Annotated in this window: 21 protein-coding genes, 1 tRNA gene and 1 riboswitch; of the genes, 2 read left to right on the top strand and 20 right to left on the bottom strand. The window is 76.1% G+C overall.

Translation table 11 applies throughout. The features are described 5' to 3' along the window. Positions 1–60 precede the first annotated feature (60 nt). Positions 61–786, top strand: coding sequence for a hypothetical protein (locus WDV86_RS12720; RefSeq protein WP_339568005.1), 726 nt, complete (start codon positions 61–63; stop codon positions 784–786). A 64-nt stretch (positions 787–850) separates the two neighbouring features. Here WDV86_RS12720 and WDV86_RS12715 read toward each other — a convergent pair whose 3' ends face one another. From WDV86_RS12715 to WDV86_RS12655, 13 genes are all read right to left on the bottom strand, one after another. After that, the gene (locus WDV86_RS12715; RefSeq protein WP_339568004.1) at positions 851–1693 is read right to left on the bottom strand and encodes a Cof-type HAD-IIB family hydrolase; all 843 of its coding nucleotides are present in this window, start codon (positions 1691–1693) and stop codon (positions 851–853) included. 238 nt (positions 1694–1931) lie between these two features. Then, a complete protein-coding gene (locus WDV86_RS12710) occupies positions 1932–2924 on the bottom strand; it encodes a phosphotransferase enzyme family protein (protein ID WP_339568003.1) in 993 nt (330 codons plus the stop codon). 281 nt (positions 2925–3205) lie between these two features. Beyond that, positions 3206–3826, bottom strand: a complete 621-nt coding sequence (locus tag WDV86_RS12705; protein WP_339568002.1) for a LysE family translocator — start codon at positions 3824–3826, stop codon at positions 3206–3208. A gap of 75 nt (positions 3827–3901) precedes the next feature. Continuing rightward, on the bottom strand, positions 3902–4690 hold the full coding sequence (locus WDV86_RS12700) for an AraC family transcriptional regulator (RefSeq protein ID WP_339568001.1): 789 nt from the start codon (positions 4688–4690) through the stop codon (positions 3902–3904). A gap of 103 nt (positions 4691–4793) precedes the next feature. Beyond that, positions 4794–4869 (bottom strand) — tRNA-Ala (locus WDV86_RS12695). A 92-nt stretch (positions 4870–4961) separates the two neighbouring features. Further along, a complete protein-coding gene (locus WDV86_RS12690) occupies positions 4962–5651 on the bottom strand; it encodes a histidine phosphatase family protein (RefSeq protein ID WP_339568000.1) in 690 nt (229 codons plus the stop codon). Beyond that, on the bottom strand, positions 5648–6034 hold the full coding sequence (gene rsfS, locus WDV86_RS12685) for a ribosome silencing factor (protein ID WP_339567999.1): 387 nt from the start codon (positions 6032–6034) through the stop codon (positions 5648–5650). The genes WDV86_RS12690 and rsfS overlap by 4 nt, the downstream gene beginning before the upstream one ends. 103 nt (positions 6035–6137) lie before the next feature. Beyond that, entirely contained in the window at positions 6138–6371 is a 234-nt protein-coding gene (locus WDV86_RS12680; RefSeq protein WP_339567998.1) for a hypothetical protein, read from the bottom strand. Beyond that, positions 6368–6958, bottom strand: a complete 591-nt coding sequence (gene nadD / locus WDV86_RS12675) for a nicotinate-nucleotide adenylyltransferase (RefSeq protein ID WP_445263063.1) — start codon at positions 6956–6958, stop codon at positions 6368–6370. The genes WDV86_RS12680 and nadD overlap by 4 nt, the downstream gene beginning before the upstream one ends. 95 nt (positions 6959–7053) lie before the next feature. Then, complete coding sequence (locus WDV86_RS12670; RefSeq protein WP_339567996.1) at positions 7054–7263, bottom strand: hypothetical protein; 210 nt, start codon at positions 7261–7263, stop codon at positions 7054–7056. A gap of 400 nt (positions 7264–7663) precedes the next feature. Beyond that, a complete protein-coding gene (locus WDV86_RS12665; RefSeq protein WP_339567995.1) occupies positions 7664–8995 on the bottom strand; it encodes a glutamate-5-semialdehyde dehydrogenase in 1332 nt (443 codons plus the stop codon). A gap of 149 nt (positions 8996–9144) precedes the next feature. Then, positions 9145–10407, bottom strand: coding sequence for an SPFH domain-containing protein (locus WDV86_RS12660; protein WP_339567994.1), 1263 nt, complete (start codon positions 10405–10407; stop codon positions 9145–9147). Then, a complete protein-coding gene (locus tag WDV86_RS12655) occupies positions 10404–10943 on the bottom strand; it encodes an NfeD family protein (RefSeq protein ID WP_339567993.1) in 540 nt (179 codons plus the stop codon). The genes WDV86_RS12660 and WDV86_RS12655 overlap by 4 nt, the downstream gene beginning before the upstream one ends. A 237-nt stretch (positions 10944–11180) precedes the next feature. Here WDV86_RS12655 and WDV86_RS12650 point away from each other — a divergent pair, with 237 nt between their 5' ends. Beyond that, positions 11181–11618: a pilus assembly protein CpaE gene (locus tag WDV86_RS12650; protein ID WP_339567992.1), complete on the top strand. Its 438-nt coding sequence runs from the start codon at positions 11181–11183 to the stop codon at positions 11616–11618. A 33-nt stretch (positions 11619–11651) separates the two neighbouring features. Here the strand turns inward: WDV86_RS12650 and proB are convergent, their stop codons facing one another. From proB to WDV86_RS12615, 7 genes are all read right to left on the bottom strand, one after another. Then, positions 11652–12803, bottom strand: a complete 1152-nt coding sequence (gene proB / locus WDV86_RS12645; RefSeq protein WP_445263079.1) for a glutamate 5-kinase — start codon at positions 12801–12803, stop codon at positions 11652–11654. A gap of 62 nt (positions 12804–12865) precedes the next feature. Continuing rightward, complete coding sequence (gene obgE, locus WDV86_RS12640) at positions 12866–14419, bottom strand: GTPase ObgE (RefSeq protein ID WP_445263062.1); 1554 nt, start codon at positions 14417–14419, stop codon at positions 12866–12868. A 147-nt stretch (positions 14420–14566) separates the two neighbouring features. After that, positions 14567–14842 (bottom strand): 50S ribosomal protein L27, encoded by a 276-nt coding sequence (gene rpmA / locus WDV86_RS12635; protein ID WP_339567990.1) that lies wholly within the window; start codon positions 14840–14842, stop codon positions 14567–14569. Positions 14843–14947: 105 nt separating this feature from the next. Then, on the bottom strand, positions 14948–15268 hold the full coding sequence (gene rplU / locus WDV86_RS12630) for a 50S ribosomal protein L21 (protein WP_445263061.1): 321 nt from the start codon (positions 15266–15268) through the stop codon (positions 14948–14950). A gap of 238 nt (positions 15269–15506) precedes the next feature. Continuing rightward, positions 15507–16283: a TenA family transcriptional regulator gene (locus WDV86_RS12625; RefSeq protein WP_339567989.1), complete on the bottom strand. Its 777-nt coding sequence runs from the start codon at positions 16281–16283 to the stop codon at positions 15507–15509. Then, positions 16280–17155, bottom strand: coding sequence for a bifunctional hydroxymethylpyrimidine kinase/phosphomethylpyrimidine kinase (thiD, locus tag WDV86_RS12620; RefSeq protein ID WP_339567988.1), 876 nt, complete (start codon positions 17153–17155; stop codon positions 16280–16282). Before thiD ends, WDV86_RS12625 begins: the two co-directional genes overlap by 4 nt. A 37-nt stretch (positions 17156–17192) precedes the next feature. Continuing rightward, positions 17193–17297: riboswitch (TPP riboswitch) on the bottom strand. A gap of 87 nt (positions 17298–17384) precedes the next feature. After that, a partial coding sequence (locus WDV86_RS12615; protein WP_339567987.1) for an Rne/Rng family ribonuclease occupies positions 17385–19826 on the bottom strand: 2442 nt, incomplete at its 5' end.

The following is a 19826-nucleotide window of genomic DNA, read 5'->3' as shown; positions in this document are numbered from 1 at the left end:
GCCCCGGTCCCCACGTCACCCGTCCCCCGCCCCCTTCCCCGCGGTCTGTGACCATGAGGCGTGAGGAGCCCGCAGGTCGCCGGCTGGCTGGTCGTCGCCCGACGTCTCGCCCGGTCCCTCGTCGTGGTGGCGGCGGTGGTGCTCGCCCTCCTGACGGCACAGGGTGCGGCGGCCGCCCACGCGGCCGTTCCCCTGGCAGCGACGGCCGAGCCGGCACCGGTCGAGGGGGACCCCGACGAGATGGTCGACGACCCGACCACCGACGGCGAGGTCACCGCGAGGACCCGGCACCTGCTCGAGGCGACGACGACCGCCTTCCCCGAGACGTCCTGGTACTGCTTCGCCCCTCGACCGGGCACGACCTCCGAGCACCCGCTGGGGCGGGCCTGCGACGGGACCTTCGGCAACGTCTACGGCGAGCGGCCGACGCCTGGTCAGCGCGACCTCGGGTGGGAGGTCGCCGGGTGGCTGCAGGAGCACGCCAGGGTCCTCGGCGTGCAGTACGTCATCTGGGACGGCCGCATCTGGTCACCGCGCCGCGACGCCGAGGGGTGGCGGCCCTACGACGGCGGTGGGCTGCACGACCCCGACGACGTCACCGGCGGTCACCTCGACCACCTGCACGTCAGCGTCCGGGAGGGAGAGCTGCCGCCGGCGCTGCCCGACCTGGGTGACCTCCGGGACCTGGGCGGCGGCGGGTGGCTCGTCGTCGTGCTCCTCGGCGGCGGGGTCGTCGCGGGCCTGCTCGCGGGCGCGCGGAGGTCGCGGCGGACCCCTGCCCCGTGACCGGCGCGCCGTCGAGGTGGCCGCCGCCGGCAGCCGACGGCCGACCCCCGCCGGTCGGTGCCGCTCAGGCCAGCCCGTGCCGCGACAGCGCCACGGCGACGCCGTCCTCGTCGACCGACGCGGTGACCTCGTCGGCGCGGGCCTTGACGTGGTCGGCGGCCTGTCCCATGGCGATGCCGACTCCGCAGACGTCGAGCATCTCGAGGTCGTTGTCGCTGTCGCCGATCCCGATCGTGCGGGAGAGCGGGATGCCGAGCGCCGCGGCGAGCTCCGTGGCCGCGGCCCCCTTGTGGACGCCGTGGGGGGCGACCTCGCCGCCGTTCTCGCCGAGGTAGGGGATCGTGCCGGTGATGACGTGGTAGCGGTCACCGAGGGCCTCCCGCATCCGCGCGAGGGTGCCGACGTCTGCGCCGAAGAAGGTCGCCTTGGCGATGCCGGTGCCGGCCGGTGGGGCGCCGCGGTGGCGCAGCGGCTCCTGCAGGGCGCGCAGCTCCTCGTCGCTGCGGACGGTGCGGCTCGCACGGGCGAAGCGCCAGAACAGCGGCAGGACGCGGTCGAGCAGCCCCTCGCTGGGGTACAGCTCGTCGTAGGCCTGCAGCGCGTACTCGACGTCGTGCTCGGCGAAGACCGACGTCAGCTCGGCGACGGCGGCGTCGTCCATCGTGCGCGCGACCAGTGCCCGGTCGCCGTGGTCGACGAAGCCGCCGCCCGCGGAGACGACGCCGTCGAAGCCGACGTCGGTCAGCGCCGAGGGGATCTCCCGGCGCGAGCGGCCGGTGCAGAGGAACACCAGGTGGCCCGCGCGGCGAGCGGCGACCACCGAGCCCGCGACGGCGTCGGAGAGGTTCTGGCCGTGGTCGAGCAGGGTGCCGTCCACGTCGAGGAGCACGAGGTGGGCGTCGGTCACGGGTACCTCTCGGTCGGTCGCCCTCGGCGCGGCCGCCCGGGCACGACCGAGCCTGCCACGGCGGGCGGGACAGGCTGACGGCTCGCCGGCGCCTGGAGCGCCGCCCTCTGCGCCTGCGTGGCCGTGCACGGTCACGGGTGCACGGACCATCGACGTCGTCAGGTCCGGTCGAGCCCGCGCCGCCGGACGGTCGCGTCGGCGAGGTCGACGCCGGCGTCGCGCAGGAGAGGCCCGAGCATCAGCGGCACGGGGCGTACCCGCCCGGCAGCGGGAAGCGCTCGGCGGTGGCCTCGGCGAGGTCGCGCAGGAAGGAGCCCTGCCGCGGGTGCGCCCACGCCCGGTCGTCGTTGTCCTCCAGGGCCCAGGACCCCTCCTCCCACAGGACGTGGTCGAGGGCGGCCGGCCACAGGTCCACCTCGACCGGGGTCAGCTCCACGTGCCGGAGGTAGGCGCTCGCGAAGGCCGACCACTCGGCGTCGTCGAACAGCCGCGGCGGCGCCCCCTCGCACTCGTGGTGGAAGAGGCAGACCGCCAGGGCGAGGTCGAGGACACGCGGCTCGACGCCCGCGTTGTCCGGGTCGAGCATGACCGGCCCGGTCGGCGCGAACCGGTAGTTGCCGGCCTTGACGTCGCTCGTCACCGGGATGCTCGGCAGCCGACCGGCGCGGTGCGCGGCCGCGAGGGCGGGCCACGACTGCTCCTGCCAGCGCGCGGCCAGGCGGGACAGGACGCCGACGTCGTCGAGGCGGCCGGCGAGGGTCGCGAGGTCCTCCTCGATGGACGCCCTGTCCGGCTCTGCGAAGGCGTAGACCCGCATGCCCGCCGGGGCGGCGACGTCGGCCGCGTGCTGGCGTCCGAGCCAGTCCCCCACGGCCGCCACCTGGGCCAGGGTCCCCCGGTAGTCCGCGCCGTCGACCCACGGGTACCGGACCCACCACTGGTCGTCCAGGCAGAGCAGACCCGGGCCGTCGGCGACGTCGGGCGTGACGACGGCAACACCCGCCTCGGCGAGCCGTCGCGTCCACTCGATGGCGGCCGCCGCCCGCTCGCGGTCACCCGACGTCCGCTTGACGACGACGCGGCGCCCCGCCCGGTCGACCCCTCGGTGGACGCGGGACCACTCGCTCAGCGACGCGCCGTCCAGGCGGTCCAGCCCGAAGGCCTCGCGGAGGGCCTCGAGGCTGGGCTCGTCGACCTCCGACGGCGTCGTCGCCTCGGCGTGCTCGCCCATGGCCGGACCCTGGCGCTGCGAGGACGACGAGCAGGCCGGCCGCCCCGATGACCCACGTCTCCCGGAGCCCCGTCGAGCACGCGCACCCTCACCACACTCCACGGAGCTGCATCGCCAGCCGACGCAGACATGACGAAGCCCCGGGCGGTCTCCCTCGCCGTAGCTGGTACGCCGTCGACCCCGGGGCTCTCGTCCGCGAGGTCCAAGGATCGGCGGCTGGACCAGGCAAGCGACGGGCTGCCTGCAGCTGAAGAGCACAGGCAGCTTGGACTGGCACGACGTCACACCGGACGCCATCGCCCAGCAACCTCGACCACCATGCCCACGCCGAAGAGGACGAGGAAGATCCCGGCGATCCGGCTGAGCCACGGCAGCAGACGCTCCATGCGCGCCAGCGCCCGTCGGGACCCCAGCGCGACCGCGACGACGACGTCCCAGACCAGGACGACGGTGAACATCCAGAGGCCGTACCCGAGCAGCGTCATCGGCGGGCTCGGGGCGACCGCGGCCGCCAGGCTGACGTAGAAGAGCGCGTTCTTCGGGTTGAGCAGCCCCGACCCGAGCCCGAGGCCGACGTGGCCGGTCCAGGTGGCGCGGGTGGCGCGCGGTGCGCCGTCGAGGTCCACGTGCTCCCGGGACCTGAGGAAGGCGACCCCGACCACGACGAGGAAGGCCCCGCCCGCCACCTGCACGACGGCGAGGACACCAGGGTGCGAGAACACCGAGAGACCGACGAAGGCGGCGGTGATGAGCAGCCCGTTCGCGACGGCGATGCCCACGCACGCGCCGGTGGCGGTGCGCCACCCGCTGGTCATCGCGCTGCGGGCGACGAGGAAGAAGTCGACGCCGGGGACCAGCAGTGCGAGCAGGTGCGCGGCAGCGACGGCGGCGAGCTGGTCCATGGTCTCCCTCGTGTCCTGACGGTGGGACGTCAAGCCTCGGGAGCGCTCGTGGTGGCGTCTTGGACGTTCGGGCGCTCAGCCTCGGTACGTGCCCGGCGAGGTGGCGACGTGCGCGCGGAACACCCGGTGGAGGTGGCTCTGGTCGGCGAAGCCCAGCACCGCAGCGGTCTCGGCGATGGGCGTGCCGTCACGGAGCATGCGCCGGGCGACGGCGACACGGGCGTTCTGCCGCCAGGCCAGCGGGGCCAGCCCCGTGGCCCGCTTCACCGCGCGGACGAGCTGGGGCCTCGTCATCCCCACCAGCTCCGCGAGGTCGCCGAGCGCGGGGTTCGACTCGTCGTGCCGCAACCGGTGCAGGACCGGTGCCAGGCGGACGAGGAGGTCGGGATCGGCCCTCCCGGGGACCTCGTGCTCGGGCGTCGCGTCGGCGAGCGCGCCCAGGAGCTCGTCGAGCCCGTCCTCGATGCGCCACGCGGGGGCGTCGGAGATGACCAGGTCGGTCCACCGGCCGGCCAGCTCGAAGAGAGCGGGACGGCGCACCACACCGATGCGGGAGAACAGCTCGTCGCTCACGCCGCGCGTCACCAGGGACGCGACCCAGTCCTGGTCGGCGTGGGTCATCCGGTAGCGCCACGCGCCGTCGTCCGGGTTGCAGTCGTGCACGTGGCCCGCGGGGATGACGACGACGTCGCCGGCGAGCAGCCGGACGCCACCGCCGAGGGAGCCCGTGAGCACCGAGCTGCCTGCGTCGACCAGCCCGAGCGAGAACGCGTCGTGGGTGTGCGGTCGGTAGCAGGACAGCTCTTGGGAGGACCGCCTGGTCTCCAGGTGCCGCACGGCCGAGCTCCGCCAGAACTCGCTCATCCGCCCGACCAGGGTCCGACGCCCGCGGATACCCCACAGGCGTCCATGCGATCCCTGGGTTGAGCAGGTGCGGCGTTCACGAGAAGCGGGTGCACACCGTCGGTGGTGGAGCTGAGGGGACTCGAACCCCTGACCCCCTCCATGCCATGGAGGTGCGCTACCAGCTGCGCCACAGCCCCGTACCGGTGTCGAGCCTTGGCTCCCACCGGGACCCGTAGAGACTAGACCGCCGTCGCCGGGCGGCCAAATCACCCTCCGCCCGGCGTGGCCGTCAGGCCCGTGCGCCGCCGGAGGCCGCGCCCGTCGTCACCGGCGCGTCGTCGGTCGCCCACGACCCGGCGTTGTGCTCCAGCAGTCGCCAGGGCGTCGGTGCGCCTAGCTCGGCCCGCACGAGCGTCGACCAGCGGGCGTTGCGCAGCGCGGTGAGCACCGACGAGGTCCCCCGCGGCAGCCCCAGCAGGCGCGTCATCGCCGCACCCAACGAGCCGCCGTGGCCGACGAGGACCGCCGTCTCCCCCGCACCCAACGACGCGACGACCTCCTCGGCGACGTCGGCGACCCGTTCCCCCGCCTCGCTGCGGCGCTCGCCGTCACCGCCGAAGGCGACGTCCTCCCCCGCCGTCCACCGCTCCAGCAGCTCGGGCCAGCCCGCGGCGACCTCCGAGCGCAGCAGCCCCTGCCACGAGCCGCCGTGGATCTCCCGCAGCCGCCGGTCCGACGCCACGGGCAGGTCGGCAGCCAGCGCCAGCGCGCCCGCCGTCGCGCTGGCCCGCGACAGGTCCGAGCTGACGACACGCACCGGCCGCCGGGCCGCCAGCACCTCAGCGGCCGCGTGCGCCTGGCGCTCGCCCAGCCCGGTGAGGGGGACGTCGCGCTGGCCCTGCCAGCGACCCTCGGCGTTCCAGGCCGTCTGGCCGTGCCGCCAGAGCACGACCTGCGGGGGCGCCGTCCTCGGGCTCACGCCCCGGCGCCGCGGCCGGCCGTCACCGACGCCGGCAGCTCGACGACCGGGCAGTCCTTCCACAGCCGCTCGAGCGCGTAGAAGCGGCGGTCCTCGGTCTGCTGCACGTGGACGACGATCTCGGCGTAGTCCAGCAGCACCCACCGCGCCTCCGGCAGCCCCTCGCGGCGCACCGGCTGGGCACCCATCTCGCGCAGCCGCTCCTCGATCCCGTCGACGACGGCCCGGACCTGCCGGTCGGAGTCGGCCGAGGCGACGACGAAGACGTCGGTGATGACGAGCTGGTCGCTGACGTCGAGCGCGATCACCTCCTCGGCCAGCTTGTCGGCGGCCGCCTCGGCGGCGGCGCGGGCGAGCTCGAGCGCGCGGTCGGTGGCTGTCACGGGGAGGTCCTCCAGACGTGCCGCGGCGACGCGCCCCGGCCTGCCCCCAGGGTCTCACCCGCAGGCAGGTCGACGTCGCAGCCGGACCCCGCGCCGACGGGCCTCACGCGGGCGGGGTGGCCTCGACGTCCGGGCCGGGGCTGACGTCGTCGCTCGTGCCGGGGACGTCACCGGCCGGCGCCGCCTCACCCGCGCTGCCGGCCTGCACGTCCGAGCCGGCGGGGCGGGCGTCGGGACCCGTCGGCTGCTCGACGTCGGCCTGGCCCTGGGCGGCGAGGGCGGCCAGCTCGTCGGCGGCCTCGGCCAGCGGGTCGCGCTCGTCGGGTGGGAGCGTCATGCGGGGACCTCCGGAGACGCGGACGGCGCGGCGTAGAGGCCGTGCTTGCCGATGTACTGCACGACGCCGTCGGGGACGAGGTACCAGACCGGCTCGCCGCGGGCGACGCGCTCGCGGCAGTCGGTCGAGGAGATGGCGAGCGCGGGGATCTCCAGGAGGCTGACGCCGTCCGCGGGCAGGCCGGTGGCCGCGAGCACGTGCCCGGGGCGGGTGACACCCACGAAGTGGGCCAGGTCCCACACGGCGTCGGCGTCCTTCCACGTGAGGATCTGCTGCAGCGCGTCCGCACCCGTGATGAAGAAGAGCTGCGCGTCGCCGCTGGCAGCCTGCAGGTCGCGCAGCGTGTCGACGGTGTACGTGGGTCCGGGCCGGTCGACGTCCACCCGGCTCACGGTGAACGAGGGGTTGGACGCCGTCGCGACGACCGTCATGAGGTAGCGGTGCTCAGCGCTCGTGACCTCACGCTCGACCTTCTGCCACGGCCGGCCGGTGGGGACGAAGACGACCTCGTCGAGGTCGAAGACGCTCGCGACCTCGGAGGCCGCCACGAGGTGCCCGTGGTGGACGGGGTCGAAGGTGCCGCCCATGACGCCGATCCGCCGACGCCCCGGGGACGGCACCGGCGGCGGCCTGCCCGGCCCGCCCGCCGTCCTCTCGGGCGCAGCAGCGTCGGCGTCTGGGCTCAGTGCCCGTGCCCCGAGCCGTGCGAGCCGCCGTGCGCGGCGTCCTGCGCCTCCTCGGCCCGACCGACCCGGCTGCCGACGCTGCGGAAGGCGTAGGTGACCAGCAGCAGCGTGATGAGGATGGCGAAGGCCACGACCCCGAAGAGGATCGGCGCCATCGGGAGCTCGTTGACGATCTCGTGCTCGCCGGACGCCAGGACGCTGAGCATGGGGACCTCTCCTCGCGGTGCGGGTGCGCCGGGTCGCGAAGCGCGGGCCGGCCGGTGCCGAAGTCTGCCACGCGACCTCCGGCGCCAGGGCGGGGCCGACCGGGCGGAGATCCGACGACGCCCCACCGCGCGCGACCACCAGCCTGCCCCCGGCTTCCCTGCCCCCTTCTCGCGACGTGTGACCTCGTCGCCCGGTCGACGGCGCCCTGCGCCACGAGCGCGGGGAGGGGACGTCGCGTGCGCGTGGAGCCGCGGCCGTCCGCCTCGCCGAGACAGGTGCACCGCAGGGGGACGCCAGCAGCCCTCCGGACCCGCTCCCGGTGACGAGGTCACACGTCGCGGGGAGCCCGCCCCACCACCGCGACGAGGTCACACGTCGCGGGGGTGGGGGACGGTCGGGTCAGGTCCGGACGTGCCCGTCGCCGGTGACGACCCATCGGGTCGTCGTCAGCTCGGCCAGGCCCATGGGGCCACGGGCGTGGAGCTTCTGCGTCGAGATGCCGACCTCCGCGCCCAGGCCGAGCTGGGCGCCGTCGGTGAAGCGCGTCGAGGCGTTGACCATGACGGCGGCGGAGTCGACCTCGGCGGCGAAGCGCTCGGCCGTCGCGAGGTCGCGGGTGCAGATCGCCTCGGTGTGGCCCGTGGACCAGCGGTCGACGTGCGCGATCGCGGCGCCCACGTCGGGGACGACGCGGACGGCCAGCTCCATCGCGAGGTACTCGGTCGCCCAGTCCTCGTCGGTGGCCGGCTCGACCTCGACGCCGGGCAGGTCGCGCGCTGCGGCCACGACGGCGTCGTCCCCGTGCAGGCGGACGCCCTCGGCGGCCATGGCGGCCAGCAGCGGCGGCAGGAACGCGGCGGCGACGGCCTCGTGGACGAGCACCGTCTCGGCGGAGTTGCAGACGCTCGTGCGCTGGGTCTTGCTGTTGAGGCAGACCGAGAGCGCCTGGTCGAGGTCCGCGGCGGCGTCGACGTACACGTGGCAGTTGCCCGTGCCGGTCTCGATGACGGGAACCGTCGCGCTGGCGACCACCTCGGCGATGAGCCCGGCGCCGCCGCGGGGCACGAGGACGTCGACGAGCCCGCGGGCCCGCATGAGGTGGCCGGCGCCCTCGCGGCCGTGCTCGTCGACGGTGGCCACGAGGTCGGCCGGCAGGCCCAGGCCGGAGAGGGCCTCACGGATGACCTCGACGACGACGGCGTTGGACTCCCGCGCCGCCGACCCGCCCCGCAGGACCACGGCGCTGCCGGCCTTCAGGGCCAGCGCCGCCGCGTCGACCGTGACGTTGGGCCGCGCCTCGTAGATGACGGCGACGACGCCCATCGGCACCCGCAGCTGCCGCAGCCGCAGCCCGTTCGGCAGCGTCTGGCCGCGGACGACCTCCCCGACCGGGTCGGGCAGCGCCGCGACGTCGCGCACGGCCGCGGCGATGTCCCCGATCCGCTCCTCGTCCAGCCGCAGCCGGTCCAGGAGGTTCGCCGGCAGCCCCTGCTGCTGCCCACGCTCGAGGTCGCGGACGTTGGCCTCGACGACCCGCGGCGCCTGCGCCACCAGCGCGTCGGCCACCGCGACCAGCGCCGCGTCCTTGCGCTGGCGGGTCGCCGTGGCCAGGGCCCTGCCGGCGGCCTTGGCGGCACGGCACGTGGCGAGGACAGCCTGCTCGACGTCCGCCACCGGCGGCGCGGGGACGTCCGCCGCCGCGGAGGGGCGGGTGTCGAGGGTCTGGCTCATGACCCGAGGGTAGGCGACCGTCGCCGCCCGCCCCTGGCGTCGGGGACCGCCGCGGCCCCCGGCACCAGCACCCGCGTGGACGCGGTCGTCCACGCCCGAGGTCGCGTCGGGCTGCGAGGCCGAGGCGGCGGCGTCGCTCGGTGGTGACGTCAGCGCCCCGGCGGCGTGCTCCCGCCGGGGGGCTGCTGGGACCCGGCGGTCCCGCCGTCGGGCGTCGACCGCTGCTCCCCGCCCTGAGCCGTCTCGGCGGACCTCGTCGCGGCGCCGGCCTCCTCGGGCGAGACGGGGGCGACGTCCGGGTCGGGCGCCCCGGCCACGGGCGGGACGTCGCCGCCGCTGACGGGGGCCCGCCGGCCGCGTCGGGTGGCCGACTCGCTGTCGGCGGCCTCCTTCGTCGCGCCCTCCGCCTCGCGGCGGGCCCGGCGCAGCGCCTCGCCCGGGTCCTCCAGGGTCGGCATGTCGAGGTCGGAGCCGATGCCGCTGGGGTCGACCTCGTGCGGCTCGTCGTCGTCGCTGCCGGAACCGCTGTCGCCGGAACGGCCGAGGACGTCACCGACCCCCTTGAGCGCGCTGCTCAGCTCGCTCGGGATCACCCACACCTTGTTGGCGTCGCCCTGGGCGATCTGGGGCAGCGTCTGCAGGTACTGGTAGGCCAGCAGCTGCGGCGTCGGCCGGCCGCGGTGGATGGCGCCGAAGACCTCGACGATCGCCCGCGAGCGGCCCTGCGCCTCCAGGATCGCCGCCTGCGCCTGGCCCTCGGCGCGCAGCACCGAGGACTGCTTGTCACCCTCCGCCGTGAGGATCTGGCTCTGCTTGACGCCCTCGGCGTTGAGGATGGCGGCGCGCCGGTCGCGCTCGGCGCGCATCTGCTTCTCCATCGAGTCCTGCACGCTCGCGGGCGGGTCGATGGCCTTGAGCTCGACGCGGTTGACGCGCACGCCCCAGCGGCCGGTCGCCTCGTCGAGGACGCCGCGCAGCTGGCCGTTGATCTGGTCGCGGCTGGTGAGGGTCTGCTCCAGGTCCAAGGACCCGACGACGTTGCGCAGCGTCGTCACCGTGAGCTGCTCGATGCCCTGGATGTAGTTGGCGATCTCGTACGTCGCCGCCTTCGGGTCCGTCGGCTGGAAGTAGATGACCGTGTCGATGCTGACGACGAGGTTGTCCGAGGTGATGACCGGCTGCGGCGGGAAGGAGACCACCTGCTCGCGCAGGTCGACGGTGGCGCGCGGCTTGTCGATGAAGGGCACGAGGAAGTGCAGCCCGGCGTCGAGGGTGCGCGAGTAGCGACCGAGCCTCTCGACGATGACCGAGCTGGCCTGCGGCACCACGCGCACCGACTTCGCGACCGTCGCGATGACGAACAGGACGAGGAGGGCGAGGACCAGGTAGAGGGCGAGAGTGCCGAAGGTCACGAGGAGCTCCAGGGGCTGGGGGTGGGCCCGGCGGGGCCAGGAGGACCGGTGGACCCGCCGGGGGCGGGGCGACCGGGCGGGTCGGCGGGCGGCAGGGCGCGGACGACCGCGGTGGCCCCGTCGATGCGGACGACCTCGACGTCCAGGCCGACCGGCAGGACGCCGCCGTCGCCCGGCCCGGGCTCGCTGCGGGCGCTCCACACCTCGCCGCGCAGCTTCACACGGCCCTCGCGCGGGCTCACCTGCTCGAGCACCTCGGCGCGCTGGCCGAGGTTGCCGTCGACGTTCGTCGCGACCATGGGCACCCGGGGGCGCACGTACTTGAGCAGGACGGGCCGGGCGACCGCCAGCAGCGCCACCGCGGCGACCGCGAAGACGACGACCTGGAAGGGGAAGCTGAGGCCGAGCGCGGCCGACAGGGCCGCGACGAGCGCCGCCCCGGCGATCATGGCGAAGACGAAGTCGAGCGAGGCGATCTCGACGGCGCCGAGCAGCAGCGCGAGGCCGACCCAGAGCAGCCACTGCAGGTCTTCCACGCCGTCACCCCCGCTCCCCGTGCCCGGACCGCCGGGCTGGCTGGGCCGTCGCCCCTGCGCGTCCGGCCGTCGCTGCGACAGTATCCGTCGGTGCCGACGAGCGACGGCGGGCGCGCCGCCGCCTGCTCCGCGCGGTGCGCGCACGGCGAGACCGGGGACGCGCTGGCGGACGGCGGGGCAGGAGCCGACGATCGAGGCGTCCCTGCGCGAGCTCCCGCCCCCAGGAGGACCGACGTCGTGATCTCCGTGCCCACCGCCCGCGCGCTGCGCACGTCCGGGGTGGCGTGGGAGCCCGCCTCCGGCGACCGCTTCGTCATCGTCGACCGAGACATGGACGAGCAGGTCTTCGTCCTGTCCGACATGGTCGTCGAGACGCACGACCACGCGAGCGGACGCGTCCTCGGCTTCAACGGGACGACCGAGTGGGCGCTGGACTCCGTCGACGCCGAGCAGGCGCTCTGGCTGCCGCGGGAGGGCCAGCTCCGCGAGCTGCTCGGCACGACGTTCGCCGGGCTCGCCGTCGAGGAGGTCGAGCCCGGCGACGACGGGCTCGGGCGCTTCGTCGTCCTCACGCGCTCCGCGGAGGGCGAGCGCCGGTCCAGGAGCGACGACGTCGAGGAGGCCTACGCCCTGGCCGTGCTCGCCGTCCGGGCGCAGGCGTCGCGCAGCACCTGAGGGCCTCCCCGCGACGGCTCGCCCCCGCGCAGGTCAGCGCGGGACGAGCACGAGGTCGTCGCGGTGGACGAGGACGCGGTCGTGGCCCTTGCCGAGGGTGCGGGCGAGCTCGGACGTCGAGCGGCCGAGCATCGCCGGGACCTCCTCGGCGTCGTAGCCGACCAGGCCCCGGGCCAGGACCACCCCCGCCTCGTCGGCGAGGTCCACGGTGTCCCCGGCGACGAAAGCACCGCGCGCAGCGCGCACCCCGGCCGGCAGCAGCGACGCGCCGCGCTCGCGGACGGCGCGGACGGCGCCGTCGTCGAGGACGAGCGTCCCGCGCGCGCGGGCGGCGTGCGCCAGCCACAGCAGCCGGGTCGGACGGCGTCGGCCCGTCGCCGCGAACCAGGTGCCGACGTCCTCCCCCGCCAGGCCCGGCGCGGCGAGGTCGGCGCTCGTCAGCAGCGTCGGGATGCCCGACGACGTCGCGATCGAGGCCGCGTCGAGCTTCGTCGTCATGCCCCCCGTGCCGACGCCGGCCTCCCCCGTGCCGCCGACCTCCACCCCGGCGACGTCGGCCGGGGAGGCGACGAGCGGGACCCGCCGGCTGCCCGGGCGCGACGGCGGCCCGGTGTGCAGCGCGTCGACGTCGGAGAGCAGCACGAGCGCGTCGGCCCGCACGAGGTGGGCGACCAGGGCTGCGAGCCGGTCGTTGTCGCCGAAGCGGATCTCCTCCGTCGCCACCGTGTCGTTCTCGTTGACCACCGGCAGCACCCCCAGGGCCAGCAGCCGGTCGAGGGTCCGCTGGGCGTTGCGGTAGTGCCCGCGACGCACGACGTCCTCGGCCGTCAGCAGCACCTGCCCGACCGTCGTCCCCGACGGCGCCAGCGCCCGCGTGTACGCCGCGACGAGCAGCCCCTGCCCCACCCCGGCCGCGGCCTGCTGCGTCGCGAGGTCGCGCGGCCGCCGCCCCAGGCCCAGGGGCGCGAGCCCGGCGGCGATGGCCCCCGAGGACACGAGCACCACCTGCCCGCCACGGCCCCGCACGTCCTGCAGCGCCGCGACGAGCGCCCCGAGCCGCGCCTCGTCCAGACCGCCCGCCGCGCTCGTCAACGACGACGACCCGACCTTGACGACGACGCGCTGCGCCGCCGGCAGGTCCTCGCGCCGGCGCACCGACGACGAGCCGGCGGGCGGAACCGCCAACCCCGCGCCGGGCGCCCGGTCTCCCCCGACCTCGCCAGGACCTGCGGCGCCTGCCTGCCCGCTCACGTCCTCGGGCGCTCGCCCCGGGCCGCGGCACGCTCGGCGAGGCGCTCGGCCTCCAGCTCGGCCAGCGTCGCGGACCGGGCCTCCTTGCGCTCGGCCTGCTGGCGGCGGCGGTCCTGCGTGGAGCGGCGTCCCTCACCGGCGAGGCGGGCGTCCTCCCCGCGCGGGCCGGCGAGCAGCTCGGCGCCGCCGACGAGCGTCGGGTCCCAGTCGAAGACGACCGCGCCGCCCGGGCTCGCGTCGTCGCCGATGACGACCTCGGAGCCCGCCACCGCGCCGGCGGTGAAGAGCTCGTCCTCCACGCCCAACTTGGCGAGCCGGTCGGCGAGGTAGCCGACGGCCTCGTCGTTGGCGAAGTCGGTCTGGCGCACCCACCGCTCGGGCTTGGTGCCACGGACCCGGAAGCGCTCGCCGTCGGGCGTGCCGGCCGCCTCCTCGCGCGTCACCGTGAACCCGGCCTCGTCGACCGCGCGGGGACGCAGGACCACGCGCGGCGCGACCGGCTCCGGCGCCTGCGCCCGGGCCCGCCGGACGAGCCGGGCCATCGCGAAGGACAGCTCCCGCAGCCCCTCGTGCGAGGCCGAGGAGACCTCGAGCACCTCGTGCCCGCGCGCCTCCAGGTCGGGGCGGACCATCTCGGCCAGCTCGCGCGCCTCGGGCACGTCGACCTTGTGCAGCACGACGAGCGTCGGGCGCCGCTCCAGCGGCAGCCCGGGCTCACCCGTCGCGGTGAGGTCGACGGCGTAGCGCGCCAGCTCGGCCTCGATGACGTCGAGGTCGCTCACCGGGTCACGGCCGGGCTCCAGCGTCGCGCAGTCGAGGACGTGGACGAGCGCGGCCGTCCGCTCGACGTGCCGCAGGAACTCCAGCCCGAGCCCGCGCCCGTCGCTGGCGCCCTCGACCAGGCCCGGGACGTCGGCGACGACGAACCGCTCGTCGCCGGCCGCGACGACGCCGAGGTTGGGCACGAGCGTCGTGAAGGGGTAGTCGGCGATCTTCGGCCGCGCCGCGGACAGCGCCGCGACGAGGCTGGACTTGCCGGCGCTCGGGAAGCCGACGAGGGCGACGTCGGCGAGCGACTTCAGCTCCAGCACGACGTCGCCGGACCACCCGGGCTCGCCGAGCAGCGCGAACCCCGGGGCCTTGCGCCGGGTCGTCGCGAGCGCCGCGTTGCCGAGGCCACCGGCGCCGCCAGGGGCCAGCTCGACGGCCGTGCCGGCGTCGACGAGGTCGGCGAGCACCCGGCCGTCCGCGGCGTCCTTGACGACCGTCCCGGCCGGCACGCGCAGCACGAGGTCCTCCCCCGCGGCGCCGTGGCGCAGGTCCCCCTGGCCGGGCCGACCGTTGGCGGCGGCGCGGTGCGGTGCGTGGTGGTACTCCAGCAGCGTCGTCGTGGACGGGTCGACGACGACCTTCACGCTGCCGCCCCGCCCGCCGTTGCCGCCGTCCGGCCCGCCGAGCGGCTTGAACTTCTCGCGGTGCACCGAGGCGCAGCCGTGCCCGCCGCTGCCGCCGGCGACGTGCAGGACGGCGCGGTCCACGAACATCGGCACGACGGCCTCCTCGGGCCGACCCCGAGGGGTCGCAGGTCAGGGGTGCGGAGCGGGGGTGGGCCGGACGCACGAGAGGGGCGAGCCGGCGGCTCGCCCCTCTGGTGCTGGAGGTCTGCGGCGACCCCGACGTGCTCGGCCCCGGAGGGCTCAGTCCGCGACGGCCTCGGTCTGGGCCGGGACGGTGACGTTGACCGTGCGACGTCCGCGGCGGGTGCCGAACAGGACGGCGCCGGGCGCGAGGGCGAAGAGGGTGTCGTCCTTGCCGCGGCCGACGTTGTCGCCGGGGTGGAAGTGCGTGCCGCGCTGGCGGACGATGATCTCGCCGGCCTTGACGACCTCGCCGCCGAAGCGCTTGACGCCCAGCCGCTGCGCGTTGGAGTCGCGCCCGTTGCGGCTGGAGCTGGCGCCCTTCTTGTGTGCCATGGCAGTGCCTCTTCCTCGTCCGTCCCGCTGCGGGGTGCTCTCGTGCGGGTGGTCTGGTGCGGGGCGGGGCCCCGCGGTGGTCGCGGCCTGGTCAGCCGCGGCCGGTCAGCTGTCGATCGCGGTGATGCGGACGCGGGTGTGCTTCTGGCGGTGGCCCTGGCGCTTGCGGTACCCGCTCTTGTTCTTGTAGCGGAGGATCGTGATCTTGGGGCCCTTGACCTCCTCGACCACCTCCGCCGTCACCGTGACGCCGGACAGGCCCTGCGTGTCGCTCGTGACCTTCTCGCCGTCGACGAGCAGCAGCGGCGCGAGCTGGAGGTTCGTGCCCGCCGCGGGGGTGCCGCCACCGATGCGGTCGATGAGCAGCTCGCTGCCCACCGACACCTTCTCCTGCCGACCACCGGCGCGGACGATCGCGTACACCACGGGACTCTCCTGACGTCGACCGGCCGAGGGCCGGCGGGCGCTCGCGCGCCTGCTGCGTGCTGCTGGGCTGTCGTGCTGTGCCGCTGGTGCTCGACGCCGGCGCGGCGTCCCGGCTCCCGGAGACCCGACCCGTGAGGGGCGGTGACCGGTCTGGGGCGCGCACGGCGCAGGGCGCACCGGTGGTGCGACCGCCCCAGCGTACGGAGCGGGTGCTCAGGGGGTCAAACCGCGCCGGTGCTCAGGCCTCCTCCGGACGGGGCCACCCCTCGCGCCGCGAGGCGGCGTCCCAGAACATCCACTCGAAGCGGGTGGCGAGCGCCGCCGCCTCGGTGGCGGCGTCCGCGCTGGCCGGGTCGGCCGCGACCGCGCCTTCGACGACGTCGACCGCCGCCGCCGAGGACGCCTGGAAGCCCGGGTCGGCGTAGGCGGCGACCCACCGGGCGTACGGGTGGCCGGGCACGGCCTGCGCGCCCTCGGCCAGCGCGAGCCCCACCTCGGCGTAGACGGTGAAGCACGGCAGCACCGCCGCGGCCGCGACGGCGTAGGGCGCCGTCGACGTCTGCCCGACGAGCCAGGAGGAGTACGCCAGCGTCGTCGGCGACGGCCGCACCGGTCCTGCCGCCAGGCCCTCGGGTGCCGTCCCGCTGGCCGGCGCCAGCCGCTCGTCGTGGAGGAGGTCGGCGTGCAGGTCGCGCTCGGCCGCGACGGCGCCCGCCGCCGAGCCGGCCCACACCGCCGCGTCCTGCGGCGTGGGCGCCCGCGCGGCGAGCAGGGCCAGGGCTCGGGCGTAGTCCTTGAGGTAGCAGCCGTCCTGCTCCAGGTAGTGCCGGAAGGTCGCCGGCTCCAACGAGCCGTCCGCGAGCGCCGCGAGGAAGGGCAGCCGGTCGACCGCCGCGCGGACGCCCGCCGTCTGCGCCGCCACCCGCGCGGCGAAGGGCCGGCCGTCGGTCGAGGTCCGGTGGCGGGCCAGCTCCCCGCCAGCCGGCGGGGTGGCCGTCGACGTCGAGGCGCTCACGGCGCCCCCGCCCCGACGAGCGGGGCGCCCGTCTCGGCGTCCCACCACCCGGCGTGGTGGTGCACCGGGCCGTGCCCGCGACCGGCGCGGGCCGCCCGGCCGACGCCGAGGCGCTCGCCCTCGGCGATGGCGCGGGCGAGGTGACGACGCGCGCCCTCGACCGCCGTGAGCCAGCTGGGTCGCTGAGGTCGCAGCGCGGCGCACGCGGCGGCGAGCACGCAGCCCGTGCCGTGGGTCGAGCGCGAGCGCAGCCGCGGGGAGAGCAGGTGGTGCGCCGAGCCGTCTGCGTCGACGAGGACGTCGAGCACGTCCCCACCGCCGTCCGGCCCGGGCGCGGCGTGGCCGCCCTTGAGCAGCACCGCGCCGGCGCCGAGCTCCTGCAGGCCGCGGGCCTGCTCCTCCATCGCCGCGGCCGAGCCGGCGACGTCCGTGCCGAGCAGCACGGCCGCCTCGGGCAGGTTGGGGGTGAGCAGGTCCGCCAGCGGCAGCATGCGGTCGCGGACGGCCTCGACGGCGTCCTCGGGCAGCAGCCGGTCCCCGCTCGTGGCGACCATGACGGGGTCGACGACGAGGTGCTGGACGGGTCGCCGTCCCAGCACGTCGGCGACGGCGCCCACGACCTCTGCGGTGGCGAGCATGCCCGTCTTCGCGGCGTGGACCTCGACGTCGTCGAGCAGCGTCTCCAGCTGCTGGGCGACGAAGTCCGGCGGCACCACGTGGATGCCGGCGACCCCGGCGGTGCTCTGCGCCGTCAGCGCGGTGAGGACGGCGGTGCCGTAGGCGCCGAGCGCGCCGAACGTCGCGAGGTCGGCCTGGACGCCGGCACCACCGCTCGGGTCGCTGCCGGCCACGGTGAGGGCGACGGTGCTCACGCGCGCACCCCCGGCCGGTCGTGCGGGGTGAGCAGGCGTGCGCTCATGTCGACATCCCTTCGCTCGTGCGGACGAGAGCAGGTTCGACGGGTGTGATCTCAGCCCGGCGCCGTCGTGGCGGCGAGCACCCCGTGTCGGGTCCGACCCTAGCCAGACGCACGAGCGCCCCGCCGGACAGGGTCTCGGCGGGGCGCTCGTCCAGGGGTCGTCGGCCGTCTCTGGACGGGTCTCAGTCGACCGTGGGGTCCTGGGCCGTCTCCGCGGCCGGCTGCTCGCCGGCCTCCTCGGGCTGGACCTGCACCTCGACGGGCTCGGCCTCGACGGGCTCGGCCTCGGCGGGCTGGGCCTGCGCCGGCTCGGCGGACTGGTCCTCGGCGGGCCGGGTCTCGGCGTCCGGGACGACGCCCGCCTCCTCGACGTCGACGGGCACCGAGGGCTCCAGGCCGGGCTCCTGCTCGCCGACCCGCGGGGACGTCCCGTCGTCCTCGCCGCCGTCCTCGGGGTCACCGGCCGCGACGGCGGCGAGGTCGGCGCCGTCCCCGGCGGGGAGGGCGTCGCGCGAGCTGCCGACGGCGACCTCGACGGCCGCGGCCGCCTCCTCGCCGGCGGCGGGACCGTGCTCGTCGGTCACCGCCCGCACGGCGGCCTCGTGCTCGTGCCGGGAGGCACGGGCGACGCGGGCGATGGCCTCGGCCACCTCGCGCGCCGAGGCCGCCCGCCGCTCGGGCTCGCCCTCGTCGGCGGCCGTCGTCTCGGCCGACGGCGTCGAGGAGCCGCCGCGGCCGCGGCGCGAGCGCTTGGAGCGGCCGCCCGTCTCACCGGCGCCGTCGTCCCCCGTGCTGCCCCTGCCGCCCTCGCCCGAGCTGTCCTCGGACGCCCGGCCCCTGCTGTCGGAGCCCCTGCTGTCGGAGCCTCTGCCGTCGGAGCCCCTGCCGTCGGAGCCCCCGCCCTCGCGCCCGAGCAGGGGCTCGTCGTGCAGCAGGACGCCGCGGCCGTGGCAGGCCTCGCACGGCTCGCTGAAGACGTCGATGAGCCCCTGGCCCACGCGCTTGCGGGTCATCTGCACGAGACCGAGCGAGGTGACCTCGGCGACCTGGTGCTTGGTGCGGTCGCGCCCGAGGCACTCCACGAGCCGGCGCAGCACGAGGTCGCGGTTGCTCTCCAGCACCATGTCGATGAAGTCGACGACGATGATCCCGCCGATGTCGCGCAGCCGGAGCTGGCGCACGACCTCTTCGGCGGCCTCGAGGTTGTTCTTCGTCACCGTCTCCTCGAGGTTGCCCCCCGAGCCGGTGAACTTGCCGGTGTTGACGTCGACGACCGTCATCGCCTCGGTGCGGTCGATGACGAGCGAGCCGCCGCTGGGCAGCCACACCTTGCGGTCGAGCGCCTTCGCGATCTGCTCGTCGACGCGGTAGGTCGCGAACGCGTCCCGGTCCTCGCTGCGCACGACCCGGTCGGCCAGGTCGGGCGCCACGCCCTGCAGGTACTCGGTGACGACGCGGGCGACGTCGTCGCCCTCGACGACGAGCCGCGCGAAGTCCTCGTTGAAGACGTCGCGGACGACCTTGACGGCGAGGTCGGGCTCCGTGGAGAGCGGGCTCGGGGCGCTGACAGCCTTCGAGCGCTTCTCGATGCCGGCCCACTGCTCCTGCAGCCGCTCGACGTCACGGCGCAGCTCGTCCTCGCTGGCGCCCTCGGCGGCGGTGCGCACGATCACGCCCGCGTGCTCGGGCACGACCGCCTTGAGGATCTTCTTGAGGCGGGTGCGCTCGGTGTCGGGCAGCTTGCGGCTGATGCCCGTCATCGACCCGTTGGGCACGTAGACGAGGTAGCGCCCGGGCAGCGACACCTGGCTCGTCAGGCGGGCGCCCTTGTGCCCCACCGGGTCCTTGGTCACCTGGACGAGGACGGGGTCACCGGCCTTGAGCGCCAGCTCGATGCGGCGCGGCTGGCCGTCGAGACCGGCGGCGTCCCAGTTGACCTCGCCGGCGTACAGGACGGCGTTGCGCCCGCGGCCGACGTCGACGAAGGCCGCCTCCATGCTCGGCAGGACGTTCTGGACCTTGCCGAGGTAGACGTTGCCGACCATCGAGGTCTGCGCGCGGCGGGCGACGTAGTGCTCGACGAGGACGCCGTCCTCGAGCACCGCGATCTGGGTGCGGTCGCCGCGCTCGCGCACGACCATCGAGCGCTCGACGCTCTCGCGCCGGGCCAGGAACTCCGCCTCGGTGAGGACCGGACGACGGCGGCTGCCGTCGCGCCCGTCCCGGCGGCGCTGACGCTTGGCCTCCAGGCGGGTCGAGCCCTTGAGGCCCGTGACCTCCTCCTCGGCCCGGCGGCGCTGGCGGTCCTCGCGGGACTCACCGTCCCCCTCGCCTCGCGAGCCGCCGCCGTTCGAGCCCCCACCGTTCGAGCCGCCCGTGCTGCCGCGACGCCGACGTCGCCGCCGACGGCTGGAGCCGCGGTCCTCGCCGTCGTCGTCCGCGTCGTCGTCCGCGTCGCCCTGCTGGTCCGTCGAGCGGTCGTCAGCGCCAGGTGCCGGTGCCGCCGACCCGCCGTCGGCGTCCTCCTCCTCCGGCGTGGTGCCCTCGTCGGAGGAGTCCTCGCCGCCGGTGCGCCGCTTGCGCCCGCGCCCGCCGCGGCGTCGACGACGGCGGCCGCCGTCGCC

Origin of the sequence: Pseudokineococcus sp. 1T1Z-3 (assembly GCF_037482365.1) — a bacterium.
GTDB lineage: Bacteria > Actinomycetota > Actinomycetes > Actinomycetales > Quadrisphaeraceae > Pseudokineococcus.
The sequence above is the reverse complement of the archived record's forward strand: the minus strand, read 5'-3'. Positions and strand labels throughout refer to the sequence as shown.

Excerpts from the sequence above, each read along its gene's own strand:
- WDV86_RS12710 (WP_339568003.1), bottom strand. The coding sequence starts at position 2,924 with ATGGGCGAGCACGCCGAGGCGACGACGCCGTCGGAGGTCGACGAGCCC.
- WDV86_RS12705 (WP_339568002.1), bottom strand. The coding sequence starts at position 3,826 with ATGGACCAGCTCGCCGCCGTCGCTGCCGCGCACCTGCTCGCACTGCTG.
- WDV86_RS12700 (WP_339568001.1), bottom strand. The coding sequence starts at position 4,690 with ATGAGCGAGTTCTGGCGGAGCTCGGCCGTGCGGCACCTGGAGACCAGG.
- WDV86_RS12680 (WP_339567998.1), bottom strand. The coding sequence starts at position 6,371 with ATGACGCTCCCACCCGACGAGCGCGACCCGCTGGCCGAGGCCGCCGAC.
- nadD (WP_445263063.1), bottom strand. The coding sequence starts at position 6,958 with ATGGGCGGCACCTTCGACCCCGTCCACCACGGGCACCTCGTGGCGGCC.
- WDV86_RS12670 (WP_339567996.1), bottom strand. The coding sequence starts at position 7,263 with ATGCTCAGCGTCCTGGCGTCCGGCGAGCACGAGATCGTCAACGAGCTC.
- WDV86_RS12665 (WP_339567995.1), bottom strand. The coding sequence starts at position 8,995 with ATGAGCCAGACCCTCGACACCCGCCCCTCCGCGGCGGCGGACGTCCCC.
- rpmA (WP_339567990.1), bottom strand. The coding sequence starts at position 14,842 with ATGGCACACAAGAAGGGCGCCAGCTCCAGCCGCAACGGGCGCGACTCC.